Annotated in this window: 13 protein-coding genes and 1 pseudogene; 4 read left to right on the plus strand and 10 right to left on the minus strand. The window is 63.9% G+C overall.

Going from position 1 to position 13,189, the window contains the following annotated elements; translation table 11 throughout:
- Together ACFW0H_RS27755 and ACFW0H_RS27760 are read right to left on the minus strand one after the other, a co-directional pair.
- Nucleotides 1–700 (minus strand): annotated as a pseudogene (locus ACFW0H_RS27755) (alkaline phosphatase family protein); the annotation flags it as partial.
- Nucleotides 701–1,036: 336 nt separating this feature from the next.
- Complete coding sequence (locus tag ACFW0H_RS27760) at nt 1,037–1,468, minus strand: helix-turn-helix domain-containing protein (protein WP_422917069.1); 432 nt, start codon at nt 1,466–1,468, stop codon at nt 1,037–1,039.
- An 81-nt stretch (nt 1,469–1,549) separates the two neighbouring features.
- Between ACFW0H_RS27760 and ACFW0H_RS27765 the strand changes: the two genes are divergently transcribed.
- From ACFW0H_RS27765 to ACFW0H_RS27775, 3 genes are read left to right on the plus strand one after another with little or no spacing between them, the layout of a single operon-like run.
- On the plus strand, nt 1,550–2,044 hold the full coding sequence (locus ACFW0H_RS27765) for a DUF2938 domain-containing protein (RefSeq protein ID WP_422917070.1): 495 nt from the start codon (nt 1,550–1,552) through the stop codon (nt 2,042–2,044).
- Between the two features lie 49 nt (nt 2,045–2,093).
- The gene (locus tag ACFW0H_RS27770) at nt 2,094–2,663 is read left to right on the plus strand and encodes a flavodoxin family protein (protein ID WP_422917071.1); all 570 of its coding nucleotides are present in this window, start codon (nt 2,094–2,096) and stop codon (nt 2,661–2,663) included.
- 16 nt (nt 2,664–2,679) lie between these two features.
- Entirely contained in the window at nt 2,680–2,907 is a 228-nt protein-coding gene (locus tag ACFW0H_RS27775) for a DUF2798 domain-containing protein (protein ID WP_422917072.1), read from the plus strand.
- 30 nt (nt 2,908–2,937) lie between these two features.
- Here ACFW0H_RS27775 and ACFW0H_RS27780 read toward each other — a convergent pair whose 3' ends face one another.
- Nucleotides 2,938–3,720: an NAD(P)H-dependent oxidoreductase gene (locus ACFW0H_RS27780; protein WP_422917073.1), complete on the minus strand. Its 783-nt coding sequence runs from the start codon at nt 3,718–3,720 to the stop codon at nt 2,938–2,940.
- A gap of 85 nt (nt 3,721–3,805) precedes the next feature.
- Here ACFW0H_RS27780 and ACFW0H_RS27785 point away from each other — a divergent pair, with 85 nt between their 5' ends.
- A complete protein-coding gene (locus tag ACFW0H_RS27785; RefSeq protein WP_422917074.1) occupies nt 3,806–4,699 on the plus strand; it encodes a LysR family transcriptional regulator in 894 nt (297 codons plus the stop codon).
- Nucleotides 4,700–4,941: 242 nt separating this feature from the next.
- Here the strand turns inward: ACFW0H_RS27785 and ACFW0H_RS27790 are convergent, their stop codons facing one another.
- The 7 genes from ACFW0H_RS27790 to cax all read right to left on the minus strand — a co-directional run bounded on the left by ACFW0H_RS27790 (nt 4,942) and on the right by cax (nt 12,677).
- Nucleotides 4,942–5,778: a bifunctional allantoicase/(S)-ureidoglycine aminohydrolase gene (locus ACFW0H_RS27790; protein ID WP_422917075.1), complete on the minus strand. Its 837-nt coding sequence runs from the start codon at nt 5,776–5,778 to the stop codon at nt 4,942–4,944.
- 188 nt (nt 5,779–5,966) lie between these two features.
- Nucleotides 5,967–6,851, minus strand: coding sequence for a LysR family transcriptional regulator (locus ACFW0H_RS27795; protein ID WP_422917076.1), 885 nt, complete (start codon nt 6,849–6,851; stop codon nt 5,967–5,969).
- Between the two features lie 92 nt (nt 6,852–6,943).
- Nucleotides 6,944–7,660, minus strand: a complete 717-nt coding sequence (locus ACFW0H_RS27800) for a UTRA domain-containing protein (RefSeq protein WP_422917077.1) — start codon at nt 7,658–7,660, stop codon at nt 6,944–6,946.
- A gap of 106 nt (nt 7,661–7,766) precedes the next feature.
- Complete coding sequence (locus ACFW0H_RS27805) at nt 7,767–8,420, minus strand: HAD family hydrolase (RefSeq protein WP_422917108.1); 654 nt, start codon at nt 8,418–8,420, stop codon at nt 7,767–7,769.
- 182 nt (nt 8,421–8,602) lie between these two features.
- A complete protein-coding gene (locus tag ACFW0H_RS27810; protein WP_422917078.1) occupies nt 8,603–9,958 on the minus strand; it encodes an MFS transporter in 1,356 nt (451 codons plus the stop codon).
- 737 nt (nt 9,959–10,695) lie between these two features.
- Nucleotides 10,696–11,370: a DUF3313 domain-containing protein gene (locus tag ACFW0H_RS27815; protein WP_422917109.1), complete on the minus strand. Its 675-nt coding sequence runs from the start codon at nt 11,368–11,370 to the stop codon at nt 10,696–10,698.
- A gap of 233 nt (nt 11,371–11,603) precedes the next feature.
- A complete protein-coding gene (gene cax / locus ACFW0H_RS27820) occupies nt 11,604–12,677 on the minus strand; it encodes a calcium/proton exchanger (RefSeq protein ID WP_422917079.1) in 1,074 nt (357 codons plus the stop codon).
- Nucleotides 12,678–13,189 lie beyond the last annotated feature (512 nt).

Genomic DNA, 13,189 nt, shown 5'->3' on the forward strand with positions numbered 1-13,189 from the left:
TTTTTCCCCCCCCCCCCCCCCAGGGCCGGCGTTGTTCCGGCAGCCAGCGCTGGCGGTAAAGGGTGAAGTAATAGGCTTCGATCTTGCGATCCAGAGCGGTGGAAACGCTGAACGCAAGCTGCTCGGTGCGGGAGAGGGAGACCCAGTGCTTGAGCTCGGGCAGGTCTTCCCAGATGGAGTCGAAGTAGATCTGGTCGCCACCCATCAGCAGCAGCTGGAAGCGCTGCAGGCCCTTGTCGTGGATGCGCACCTCGTGCCAGAGCTGTTCCTTGTCCAGCAGCCTGTCGCCGCGCAGGAGCTTGTCGTGGCTATAGAGCAGGTCCTCCCACACGGCATTGGCCGGACGCACCAGCTTGCGCATGCCGGCGGGGTCGGAAAAACCGTTGCAGGACACATAGGCCAAGCGCGGTGCACAGTCCTTGCCCGGCGCGGTGAAGTGCCATGCCGGCCCGCCTTCCACGCCGTACTCCACCCGACGCTCGTCCTTCTGCAGCTTGCAAGAAAGGTCGTAGCGCAGATAACGCTCCTTCCTGATCACCAGCAACTGCTTCGGTGCGGGACAGCTGCGCCCCTCCACCTTTAGCTCTGGCACCTTTGCACCGTCGGGGATGCCCACCAGGGCCGTGACCCGCCAGGTGCCATCCTTGCCCACGCCACGAAATGACAGCACCGGGCCGAGCAGGAAATCGTTGGTGGCCATGAACAGTCCTCCCTGTTGTTGTGTGGTTTCCACTTCGGTCGAATGACCGATCACGGCAATGCGACAAAATTGTGACCGTGCGGTTCCGCAAGGAGGAGGGCGGCGGGCGAAAATCGTGACGCATTTCCGCCAGCGGAGCGTTCAGGGCGGGCATTGGTGGGGGCGGCCCTTGGCTGATCGTAGGGTGCGCCATGTGCACCGATTGCGGGATCGGCCTCTGCGCCTCGCGCAACCCTTGGCGCGCGGCGGACCCTGCCAGGCCAGCTCCGTCGCTGCAGCCAGACATTAATTTGAACTTGAAAACCACGTCCCAGGCCGAGGGGCGTTTCGTTTGGACTATCTCGTCGGACGCCTGGGCGCGGCCTTGTTCCAGCGCCGCTCGATGGCACCGGATGAGGCCGCCTTCAACAGCCGCTGGAAGGTCGGGCACTCCCCATGGCTCGGGGCCGGGCAGGCCGCCGCATGCCGCAGGCCGTCACTCATGGCCTTGAGGCGCCTGGCCATGGCGTCGATCTCGTCGGCCTTGGCCAGCAGCAGTTGGCGGTCGATGATCGGCTCGCCGTCGGGCGAGAACATCGAGCGAATCTCATCCAGCGAAAGCCCGGCCGCCTGGCCCAGGGCAATCAGCGCCAACTGATCGAGGATGCCGGGGCCGAACCAGCGCCTGGTTCCTTGCTGGCTGAGCGAGCGGATCAGCCCCTTCTTCTCGTAGTAACGCAGCGTCGAAGCGGGTATGCCCGAGCGTTTGGCGACCTCTGCAATGTCCATTTCCGGTCCCTTGACTTGAAGTTGACTTCAACTTCTACAGTGAGCCCCACACCTCCCACCGTCAACGACCAAGGGGCTCACATGACGCTTTTGCACGACATCATCAAGGTCATCCTCATCGGCATCGGCGCCACCGCCGTGATGGATATCTGGCTCAACCTCCTCAAGCGAATGGGCGTCCAGACACTCAACTTCGCCTTCATCGGGCGCTGGGTCGGGCACTTGTTCCGCGGCCGCATCGCCCACGCCGCCATTGGCCAGGCGCAACCCATCCGCGGCGAACAGGCACTGGGTTGGCTCACCCACTATGCCGTCGGCGTCGGCTTCGCGGCCTTGCTGGTGGGGCTCTTGGGCATGGGCTGGACGGCCAGCCCGACGCTGCTGCCCGCCGTGCTGGTGGGGATCGGCACGGTCGTCGCGCCGCTGCTGGTGATGCAGCCGGCCATGGGCGCGGGCTTCTTCGCCTCGCGGACTCCGGCGCCCCTGAAGAACTGCCTGCGCAGCCTGGCCAACCACGGCGTCTTCGGCCTTGGCCTGTTCCTCGCCGCCGCGCTGGTCGACTGGGTTGCGCAATAAGCCCGCCGCCCGCTTGAGCAACATCGCCAAATCACAGGGACCCATCGCCATGAAAAAGCTTGCCGTCATCTACCACAGCGCCCACGGGCACACCGAACATATCGCCCGGCAGATCTGCGAAGGCGCCCAGGCCGTGGCCGACACCGAAGTCCACCTGCTCAGGGCCGAAGACCTCGACAAGGCGCCGGAGCAACTCCTGCACTACCACGGCTATATCCTCGGCTCGCCGACCTATTTCGGTGGCGTTTCCGGCGCCTTCAAGACCTTCATGGACGCCACCGGGGGGCTCTGGCGCAGCCAGCAGCTCAAGGGGCGTCTCGCGGCGGGCTTCACCGTGTCGTCATTGCCGGCGGGGGACAAGCAGTCGACGCTCATGTCGCTCTTCGTCTTCTGCATGCAGCACGGAATGCTCTGGGCGGGTAACCCCATCCTGCCCGAGCAGCACGCCGGCGTGCCCTACGAGGAAGCCGCCAATCGACTGGGCTCCTGGTCAGGCCTGGTGGCCCAGTCCAGCCACACCGCCCCGGCCGACGCCTTCGCACCAGGCGACCTGAAGACCGCGCGGATGTTTGGCCGAAATTTCTCCGAGACCCTGCACCGGCTCGCCGGCGCAGCCTGACCCCCGAGGTGCCTGCATGATTCCCCAACGCTACGGCCCGCTGCTGTTCAGCCTGATCCTCTCCGGGCTCATGTCCCTGCTGGTTTCCGGCATTTCCACCTACCGCGCGGCGGGGCTGGCGCCGGACTTTCCCGGCCTCTGGTGCGGCGCCTGGCTCATGGCCTGGCTCTTCGCCTTTCCGGCGGTGCTGCTGGTCACACCTGTGGCGCGGCGGGTGGTTGGCTGGCTGGTGGGGCAGGGGTGAGGCGCCGACGGCGCCCTTCGTGTCGTGCTTTCAGCCCTGGCCGAGATGGGTCGCGAAGCCGCTCCGGCCCGGGGATAGGTCGGGGCGCAGGGTCAGCGCGGGGATCTCGTAGTCGCCGGAATTCTGCTTGCGGTAGGGAATGGGCCCGGTGTGCCAGAGGTTGTCCAGGCGCTCTCCCAGTCCCGCGCTCACGGCGGCAAAGCGCACTTCGTCCATACGGCTGGTGCGGTAGACCAGGAAGGGGGGCAATACGTCGAAGCCGGGGTAGTGGAGGATGCCGTGCTGGATGGGGAACAGCAGGTCGTCGATGGGGCCGTTGATGCCACGGGGGCTGTAGTGAGAATCCCAACCGCCGGTGGTGACGATCAGCATGGCGCGCTTGCCGGCCAGATTCCCTTCGCCGTAGCGGTTGCCCCAGCGGCTGTCGGAGTGTTCGCCCACGCCGTAGGCGAAGCCATAGGCGTAGACGCGATCAACCCAGCCCTTGAGGATCGCCGGCATGGTGAACCACCAGAGCGGGAACTGCAGGATCAGCGCATCGGCCCAACGCAGCTTGTCCTGCTCCTGGGCGATGTCTGCGCTCTGCCGGCCATTGGCGAAGGCCAGCCGGGAGTCCCCGGAAGGGGAGAATTGGCTGCCGGGTTGGTAGTCGAGGTGGTCATCGGCGTCCAGTGTGGCTTTCCAGCCCATGGCATAGAGGTCGCTGACCTGGACCTGGTGGCCGGCGGCTTCGAGGCGTTGCACGGCGAAATCGCGCAAGGCGCCGTTGAGCGAGCGGGGTTCGGGATGGGCATAGACGATCAGGACATTCATGGGGAAACCTCCAGTGCGGGATGGGCGCAGGATGGTGTTCCGCCAGGTATATTGGATATGAATATCCAATATTCCAGGTATTTGAATGAATAATCTCAGGCGTCTGGACCTCAACCTGCTGGTGACCCTGGACATGCTGCTGGCCGAGCACAACGTGACTCGCGCGGCGGAGCGGCTGAACTTTTCCCAGCCCTCGGTGAGCGTGCACCTGGCGAAGCTGCGGGAGGTCTTCGACGACCCGCTGTTGCTGCCTGGACCGCGCGGCATGCGACCCACCGCGCGCGCCGAGGAATTGCGCGAGCCCCTGCGCCAGGCGCTGGAGGCCCTGGAGCGGGCGGTGTCGCCGGCCAACCCCTTCGACCCCGCCCAGGCACAACAGACCTGGCTCGTGGCGGCAACCGACTACGGCGAGTCCTCCATCCTGCTACCGGCCCTGGCCGGGCTGCGGACACGAGCACCGGGAACCCGGCTGGCGGTGGTGGAGATGGTGCCGGCGCGCATCGCCCGGCAGGCGGAGCAGGGGGAGATCGACCTGGCCTTCCACACCGTCGAAGGCTCGCCGCCCAACCTGCGGCGCCGCGCCCTGTTCGCCGAGCGCTATGTGCTGGCCGGCCGCGTCGGCCATCCGGGGTTGAAGCGGCGGCCGACGCTGAAGCAGTTCTGCGATCTGGAGCAGGTGATCGTCTCGCCCGACGGTGGCGGCTTCCAGGGGATTACCGACGAGATCCTGGCGCAGCGGGGGCTTCTGCGGCGGGTGGTGCTTTCGGTGCCGCATTTCCTCTTCCTGCGCGCGGTGCTGGAGAGCAGCGACCTGGTGGCCATGCTGCCCGAGCGCCTGGTGCGCGGCAGCACCTCCCTGCAAGTGGTCGAGGCGCCAGTGGAGCTGCCGGGCTACGAGATGGCCATGCTCTGGCATGAACGCTCCCACCGCGACCCGGCGCACCAGTGGCTGCGGGAGCAAATTGTTCAGGCGGTGTGAGGCGCTTTGGCTTGGTGGGCAGGAATCGATGGGTATCGCAAGCTCGCGGAACGCCGCCCGACCCATCCTACGATCTCGTACCTCGGCGCCAACCTACGCCGGGGACGTAGCTCCGTAGGATGCGGTGGAGCGAAGCGATACCCATCAGCTCGTAGGGTGGGCTTCAGCCCGTCAAAGAAGTCGGGAGCAATACCGGAAGGCCAGAACGACAACGGGAGCCCAAGGGCTCCCGTCGAGGTGGATCAGTGCGGCTGGTTCAGCGTCAGGCGCATGTGGCGGTTCACATCCTTGTACAGCAGGTAGCGGAAGCGGCCGGGGCCACCGGAGTAGCAGGCCTGCGGGCAGAAGGCGCGCAGCCACATGAAGTCGCCGGCTTCCACCTCGACCCAGTCCTGGTTCAGGCGGTACACCGCCTTGCCTTCCAGCACGTACAGGCCGTGTTCCATCACGTGGGTTTCGGCGAAGGGAATCACGCCGCCCGGCTCGAAGTTGACGATGTTGACGTGCATGTCATGACGCATGTCGCTCATGTCGACGAAGCGGGTGGTGCTCCAGCGGCCTTCGGTGTCCGGCATCACCAGCGGCTCGATGTCCTGCTCGTTGGTGACGAAGGCTTCCGGCAGCGGCACGCCATCCACTCTCTGGTAGTGCTTGCGGATCCAGTGGAAACGGGTGTGCTGGCCGGAGGTATTGCGCACCTTGTAGTCGGCGCCCGGCGGAATGAAGGCGTAGCCACCCGGCTGCATGTTATGCACCTGGCCCTGCAGGGTCAGGCTCAGTTCGCCTTCCACCACGAACAGTACCGCTTCGGCGTTGGGGTCCTGCTCCGGCTTGTCGCTGCCGCCCTGGGGGGCGAGTTCGACGATGTACTGGGAGAAGGTCTCGGCGAAGCCGGACAGCGGGCGGGCGATTACCCACATGCGCATCTTGTCCCAGAAGGGCAGGTGGCTGGTGACGATGTCACGCATCACGCCCTTGGGGATCACGGCGTAGGCTTCGGTGAACATCGCGCGGTCGGTGAGCAGCTCGGTCTGTGCCGGGTGCCCGCCGTGCGGCGCGTAATAGCTGGATTTGGACATGGGGCATTTCCTCATTGTTGTTTTGCTGCCTGGCGCGCGGCGCCGGGGCGAACAAACCGTGCCGATCGGCGCGCCAGGGGGGGGCGACAACCGTCGTTGACAGCCACGATATCCAGCGGCGACTGCATGCACAAATTAAATGTTGGAATCCGCCGTATTCAGTTTTCGAATGCGAGAAATGCTGCGGCTCAGCCACGCGTGTCCTGGGCCAATACCCGCGACAGCACCTGGGCGAGGGCCTTGACCATCGGGTCCGCCGCCGGGCGGTGCAGCAGCGCCACTTCGAACACGTCCACCGAGGGTAGACCGGTTTTTTTCGACACGACGGCATGATCCGCCGTCACCGCGCGCAGCGGCAGCAGGCCGATGCCCATGCCGTCGGCAATGGCCGACTGGATGCCGGAGAGGCTCGAACTGGTGAAGCTGATGTGCCAGCGCCGGCCGACGGACTCCAGGGCGTTGATCATCTCGTCGCGGTACACCCCGCGCGGCGGGAAGGTGACGATGGGCAGCGGGTCGAGGTCGATGCAGGGGTTCTTGGCGCTGTCCACCCAGCGCGTCTTCTCCGGCCAGCAGGCCACCGCCTCGCGGCTGTTCTGGCGTTGCTTGAGCAGCACCAGGTCGAGCTCGCCGCGGTCATAACTGGCGCTGAGATCGCGGCTGAGTCCACTGGTGACTTCCAGCTTCACCTGCGGGTAGCGCCGGTTGAAGGCGGCCAGTTGCTCGGTGGTGCGGCCGCTGGCGAAGTCGTCCGGCACGCCGATGCGCACCGTCAGCGCCACGGTGGCGCCGGAGAGCGCCTCGGCCATCTCGTCGTTCAGGGCCAGCAGGCGCCGCGCATAAGCCAGCAGCGTCTCGCCGGCGTCGGTGGGCAGCACATCGCGGTTGCCACGCTCCAGCAGACGATGGCCGGCCATCTCCTCCAGGCGGCGGATCTTCTGGCTGATGGTGGATTGGGTCGAATGCAGGCGCGTTGCGGCGGTGGTGAAGCTGCCGCAGTCGGCCACCGTGACGATGGCCCTCAGCAGGTCGAGGTCGAACAGGCGGCTATTCGATTTGTCACTCTGGTCCATCGCACTATTCATCTTTCAAATGGCATGAACCGCTTTTAGCAGCTCCCCGGGGGTGGGGCAATCGCCGGGGCGATGACGTTCCCGAGACTGTCCTATTCAGGTACTTCGACATTCACCTGCAGCGCATCATGGCGCCAATACTCCACGTCGCAGTCGATCAGTCGACCCGACTGGTCGCGATTGATGCGAATGATCTGCAGCGCGGGGCTGCCGACCGAGACCCTCAGCGGCGCTGCCGCTTCCGCGGGCAGGATGGTCGGGACCATTTCGAAGCGCACCCGGCCGTAGCGGATGCCGTACCGGCTGGCGTAAAGGTCGGTCAGCGAGCGGGTCAGGTCGAATTCGTCGATCCCGGGGAAGTAGCTGGGGTTCAGGTAGTGTTCGACATAGAGCACCAGCCGGCCATCCACGCGGCGGGCGCGCCGGATCTGGTAGACCCTGGAGAGCGCCGGTAGCTCCAGGCGCTCGCAGATATCCACGCTGGCCGGAATCAGCCCGACACCCAGCACCTCGGTCGCCGGGACGCGTCCCTGTTCCGCCACCATGGCGTGAAAGTGGCTGCGCACCAGCGGGTTGTAGACCAGCCGCTGGGGGGACACGAACCAGCCCCGGCGCTCCTCCCGATAGATCACCCCCTGGTCCTCCAGTTGCCCAAGGGCCTCGCGCAGGGTGATCCGCGTGGTCGAGAACACTTCACACATCTGGCGTTCACTGGGTAGCTTGCTACCGCGGGGCAGCAGACCGCGATCGATCTGCTCGCGCAGGGACTGGTAGATGACCGTCAATGGCCGGGACGGCTCATCGCGCATGACTGACACTTCTCCGTGCTGGTCGGGTTTCCGGGCGCACAGAGTAATGCCTCCCACGCGGCTCGGGTATCCAGGGCAATCCGAGCTCGGGTTCGCCCTGGCCCCATCAACGCCAGCGCAGTACCGGCCAGCCTGCATGTTTGGCATGGCGCCGTAGCGCCTCATCGGGATTGACTGCGTTCGGCTTGTCCACCAGGGAGAGCAGGGGCAGGTCATTGCGGGAGTCGGAGTAGAAGGAGGCTCCGGCCAATGCTTCGCCCTGTTCCTTCAGCCAGGCGTCGAGGCGGGAGACCTTGCCTTCGCGGTAGGTCAATGTGCCTCGGGTTTTCCCGGTATAGATCCCGTCCCGCTCGTCGAGATCGATCGCCAGGACTTCTTCGACTCCCAGGCGTTTGCCGATGGCACTGACCAGGAAATGCGCCGACGCGGAAATGATCAGGAGGCGGTCGCCGTTGTCGCGGTGGCTGGCCAGGCAGCGAATGGCGTCGGCATGGATCCGCGGTTCTATCGTGCTGTCTATGAACGCGTCGACCGCCACGGCAATCTCCTTCGCGGTGCGACCGGTTACCGGGGAAAGGCTGAAGTCCATGTAGTCTTCCATGGCCAGCTGGCCTTCCGCGTAAAGGGCCATCAGTTCATTCTCCTTGCGGATGAAAGACGCTTTCTCGACCCACCCCAGTTCGGTCATGTGATGGCCCCAGAGCGTGGCGCAGTCGCCATCGATGAGAGTGTCGTCCAGGTCGAAGATCGCGAGGGGCATAGGTTGGTCCTTTTTCAGATGTGTTGCGGTCCGGGCCGGGGGGTGTTCCTGGGTTGAACAGGGCTTGAGCGATCGCCCCGGCACTTTGGTCGATGGTTGCTGGGTTCGGTGAACGCGCCGCCAGGTGCTTGCTGAGCTGTCCATGGCGGCGCCATCTCCTTTCAGGAAAATCAGTGGGTCATCTACTGCGCCTTCCCAGGTTGCAGCCGTTCCCCGCCGGGGAGCGCATCCGCTGCCCCCGCTTCTGTGCGGTCTAGGTGTGATTTCGGGCGGCTATTCCAGAACGGCACCAGCATCAGGCTGGCCAGAAGTGCGGTGGCGGTGAAGACAAAGAACACGGTGATGGTGTCGAAGTAGCCGGGAAGCAATCCGCCGAGGATGGCCCCGACCGAACCGCAGCCATTGACGAATCCTGTCGCGGTACCGGCCGATTCGCTGGTGCCGAAGTCGATGGCGGCGGCACCGCTGATCATCGAGTCAGGCCCATAGAGTGTGACGCCCATCATGAAGAGCAGGCCTACCACCACATAGAGGCTGCCGCTCTGCATGGCGGGAACGAACAGGGCCAGGCACACCGTCAGGGCCGCCAGGCTGAGCACGCAGGCGGGCATGCGTCGGGCGCCGAACAATTTGTCCGAAGCGAGTCCTATGAGGATAGGACCCGCCAGGCCGGCGACTTCGAAGGCGGACGGGACGATGGACGAGGCGACCTTGCCGATCTCGGGCATGCGCTCATAGATGATCACCGGCCCCCACAGCAGGATGGCGTAACGCGCGGGCTTGAGCAGGAAGTACGCCAACCCCAGGACCAGCACGTGGGTGTTCTTCAACACCTGTCGCAGTGAACCCGAGGACCTTACCCGAGGCGCATTGTCGATCGTGATCGGGGTCGTCTCGGCCTCCACGGGCGCAAAGCCGACGTCCTGGGGGCGATTGCGCTGTAACAGGAAGAACAGCACGGCAACGATCAGCACCACCACGGCCGAAGCGATGAATGCCATGCGCCAGCTATGGGAGAGGCTGTAGGCGCACCAACCGGCGAAAGGCGTCGCCACCAGGCCGCCGAATGCATAGCAGGTGCTCCAGTAGCCGAGCACCCGACCTCGCTCGTGGGTGGCGAAGAAGGCGCCTATGTTCTTGCACAGGCCAGACCAGCCGGTGGACTGGGCAAGCCCCTGGACCACCATGCAGGCCGCGAAGATCGGCAGCGTCGCAAAGGTGCCCATGGCGATGGCCGCCAGGGCGGATGCCACAAGGCCTCCCAGCACGACGACACGTGTTCCGAAACGATCGGCGAATACGCCCCACATGAACTGGCCGATCGCATAGGCGGTGAGATAGAGCGCATCGAGGTCCGCCATGACGCTCTTCTCGAGTCCGAAACCAGGGTCTTCGCCGATCCCCAGCTTGGCGACGGAGAATGCTTTTCGCGTGAAGTAGAAGGCTGCGTAAGCCAGCCAGGTGATAACGAAGATCTGGATGCGCCAGCGCTGGAGCGATTTCCAGCCGCCGTGCGGGGTACCGGGATTCTTGTTCATATTCGGGGTCCCTATGGTTCTAGACAGTGCAACGAAAGTTGTTCTTGTTCTGGGTACTGCCGAGCTGTCCAAGCTCATGGACTAGACCAAGTCCGGTAAGCATGGCGGTGCGTTGCAATAGGCGACGATCTGGTGGGGCGCTCCTCCTCGACTCTGCAGGGTGCTGAATAGTGCTGATAAGCCACGGCGGCCATCCGCACAGGGCTGGCCGTAAGGTGGGTGCAATCTATCATTGGGTTGTTTTATTGGTCTATACCAGATCGAGTGTGCGGAGGTGAATAATTGAGCGAATTTCCTGATTTAAATGTCATTAATATACGAATTAATGTCCAAATTTGCGGATTTGTTTTGCTTTTTTCTATGATTATCAAATGTTTGGAATAGACCAGATTTTCAAGGTCCGAAGACGACGGGAATGGGGCGCGCTGGAGAGGTGATCCCAGACCCCATCGGCGAAAGGTGTAGGAGCGGGGGGATGGGGAACTGGGCAGTGAGCTCGCGATCGAGGCAGGAGTCCCGCACGTTGCCCGCTGTTGGGTGCGCCATGGGCAGCGACCGCTGGATCAGCCCCCGCGCCGTGTCCGACCGCTGGTGCGCGCGGCGCACCCTACCGGGACGGATTCGCCGGTCTGATCATGCAACTTGAGTCGTAGCGGGCAACGCTGGATCTGATGTGATTCGCCGACCTCCGGAACCCAAGTCCGCTGGAGGTCGGCGCAGGTGCGGGCGAGGATGGCTCAGGGCTTGTTCTTCAGTTGCTCATAGGCGAGCCGTAGATCCTTGGCCCAGCCGTCGATCACCGGCTTGATGTCCTTCACGGTCAGGGCTGTTTCCTTGTTCTCCAGACTGGTGCCGGTGCCCTTGCGCACCACCTCCGCCAGGAGTTTGGAGTTACCGCCGTCGAGGAACATGGCTTCGGTGGCGATCTGCACTTCCTGGTCGCGTGCGCCCACCGCTGTGGTGGTCGCGGCCACTACCAGCGCGATGGGGATGACCTCGTAGGGCTTGAGTCCCTCGGTCGAGGTAGAAACCGCGGTAATCGCAGGTCGTAGCACGAGGCTGTCCGCCGCAGCGGTGTCGCTGATCTTCACGACCGCTCCCAGTTCCCGCCGCAGGGCGGTGTCGTAGTACTGGGTGATGTCATCGAGGGTGGCCTGGGATATCTGCTGGCTTGGCTGGGGGCGTGGGTAGAACTGGCTGGGCTCGATATATACGCTGCTGTAGCGGCCCAGGTTCAACGACGGGTCGATCCAGCGCGCCACTTTTGCGCCGCTGGCCGATTCCTGTTCTTCAAGGACGCTGTAGTTCGGCAGAAATCCCGAATAGTGGCTGGGTTCGACCAGGGTGCTGGAGCAGCCACCCAGGACCAGGAAACTGGTGAGCGATACGACGATAGGGTTGAGTCGCATGATTTCGCCTCGCCATTGAGATGGCTTGTCATCGGAAACTTCCGACATGGTAGGTAAACCCGACTATCTCACCCTCCTCCCGGGTAAGACGAGGTAGCCAGGGCGTATCCCCTTCCTGGGGACCACAGCAAGCGTAGTTGGCGGCAGGCTGGATTCCAGTGCACAAGCCGGTGTCTTTGCAGGTTTGCTTGAAGGAGGCTCGTGCATGGGCTGTTGTTGCCCTGTTTCGGCAGAACTCAGGAGACCGATGCATCGGGCGTGAAAAAGTAGGCCAGGCCAAGAATCAGATAGACAGCGAGCAGCTGCACGCCCTTGAGCCAGTCCGAGCGGCCGTCTCCCGCAACCTGGCCGGTTATCAGAACCGCCAGCAGAACGGTCAGGACCAGGCCGCCGGAGAAGGCCAGGTCCATCGGGATGGCTCCGATGAAATGGCTGGCAAGGACCAGGACCGGGGCAACGAAAAGCGCCACCTGGACGCTGGAGCCGATGGCAATGGAGAGTGACAGGTCCATGCGGTTCTTCATCGCTGCGGAAATGGCGGACGCATGCTCGGCCGCGTTACCGAGAATGGCCACCACAAAGACCCCGACGAACAGGTTACTGAGCCCGAGTTGTCGCGCGCTGGGCTCGATGGCTGCGACCAGGATCTCGCTGATCCAGGCAATCAGCAGGGTGGCCAAGGCAAGTACCAGAAGCGCCTTTCCCATTGGCCAGAGCACGCCTTGATCCGAGGTGTGCTGGAGATCGGGTGCACCCGAGAACAGGCTCTTGTGGGTGATCAGTGAGTACACGAGGAAGAGCCCGTAGACCAGCAGCAGGACCAGCGAGATATATAGGCTGAGTGACAGCAGCCCGTGTGGGGCGCGGGATGCCACGACCGCGTTGTAGGCGGCGGGCAGGATCAGGGCAATGGTCGCCAGTGTCAGTAGCGTGGCCTGCGAACGCGCGGCGGAGGCGTTGTACTGCTGCTCCTTGTGACGCAGCCCGCCCGCCAGCATGGCCGCTCCCATTACCAGGAGAATGTTGCCCACGATGGACCCCGCAATGGAGGCTTTCACCACATCGTGCAAGCCGGCGCGCAATGCACTGAGGGCGATGATCAGTTCAGTGGCATTGCCGAAGGTGGCATTGAGCAGGCCGCCTACACCTTCGCCAGAGCGCTCGGCCAATTGCTCGGTGGCCCGGCCCAGCCATCCCGCCAGCGGGATGATGGCCAGGGCCGCCGCGAGGAACACCAGCAGGTGATATTCCTGCGCAACGAGTTCCAGGGCGATCGCAATGGGGACGAAAACCAACATCCAGTTGAGCATCTGGTGCGCTCCTCGGACTGTGCGGAATCCGGTAAGGATGGCCCGCGATCCGAACCACGTCTAAGCAGGTGCCGGGGAATGTCGATTCACATCTGCGCATCGACCGCTGCTGTCTGGGATGGCGGCGCGAGACGGTTCGAGCGGACATCCGCAATGCGTCCTGCTGCATTCAGATAGTTGGCTACACTGAGGTCGTTTCGAGCGTGCTTCCCCATAAATCGGGAGAGCCAGGTGGACCTATCGATCGAACAGGACAAGGCCATCTGACTGGTACATGCGTGCGGCATGACTTTCAGTTTTTCAGATCAGGCTTCGGCCGAGACATTTGCCTCCAAGTTGGAGGAGCGCATTAACGCTTCCCACCGTCTTCCGGAGGAGACGGTAAAGCACTGGGCCGCAGAGCATCTCCGCATGCTGCGCGGTTCCTAGCGATTCGAAAGGCAGTGCCCGGCTGCGGGGCATGAGTTGCATCGAACCAACTCCCAGCAGCAACAGAGCAGTCTGTTCGGTGG

The organism is Metapseudomonas cellulosilytica, from assembly GCF_049334135.1.
Lineage (GTDB): Bacteria > Pseudomonadota > Gammaproteobacteria > Pseudomonadales > Pseudomonadaceae > Metapseudomonas.

Excerpts from the sequence above, each read along its gene's own strand:
- ACFW0H_RS27760 (WP_422917069.1), bottom strand. The coding sequence starts at position 1,468 with ATGGACATTGCAGAGGTCGCCAAACGCTCGGGCATACCCGCTTCGACG.
- ACFW0H_RS27775 (WP_422917072.1), top strand. The coding sequence starts at position 2,680 with ATGATTCCCCAACGCTACGGCCCGCTGCTGTTCAGCCTGATCCTCTCC.
- ACFW0H_RS27795 (WP_422917076.1), bottom strand. The coding sequence starts at position 6,851 with ATGGACCAGAGTGACAAATCGAATAGCCGCCTGTTCGACCTCGACCTG.
- ACFW0H_RS27770 (WP_422917071.1), top strand. The coding sequence starts at position 2,094 with ATGAAAAAGCTTGCCGTCATCTACCACAGCGCCCACGGGCACACCGAA.
- ACFW0H_RS27805 (WP_422917108.1), bottom strand. The coding sequence starts at position 8,420 with ATGCCCCTCGCGATCTTCGACCTGGACGACACTCTCATCGATGGCGAC.
- ACFW0H_RS27765 (WP_422917070.1), top strand. The coding sequence starts at position 1,550 with ATGACGCTTTTGCACGACATCATCAAGGTCATCCTCATCGGCATCGGC.
- ACFW0H_RS27790 (WP_422917075.1), bottom strand. The coding sequence starts at position 5,778 with ATGTCCAAATCCAGCTATTACGCGCCGCACGGCGGGCACCCGGCACAG.
- ACFW0H_RS27810 (WP_422917078.1), bottom strand. The coding sequence starts at position 9,958 with ATGAACAAGAATCCCGGTACCCCGCACGGCGGCTGGAAATCGCTCCAG.
- ACFW0H_RS27780 (WP_422917073.1), bottom strand. The coding sequence starts at position 3,720 with ATGAATGTCCTGATCGTCTATGCCCATCCCGAACCCCGCTCGCTCAAC.
- ACFW0H_RS27785 (WP_422917074.1), top strand. The coding sequence starts at position 3,806 with ATGAATAATCTCAGGCGTCTGGACCTCAACCTGCTGGTGACCCTGGAC.
- cax (WP_422917079.1), bottom strand. The coding sequence starts at position 12,677 with ATGCTCAACTGGATGTTGGTTTTCGTCCCCATTGCGATCGCCCTGGAA.
- ACFW0H_RS27800 (WP_422917077.1), bottom strand. The coding sequence starts at position 7,660 with ATGCGCGATGAGCCGTCCCGGCCATTGACGGTCATCTACCAGTCCCTG.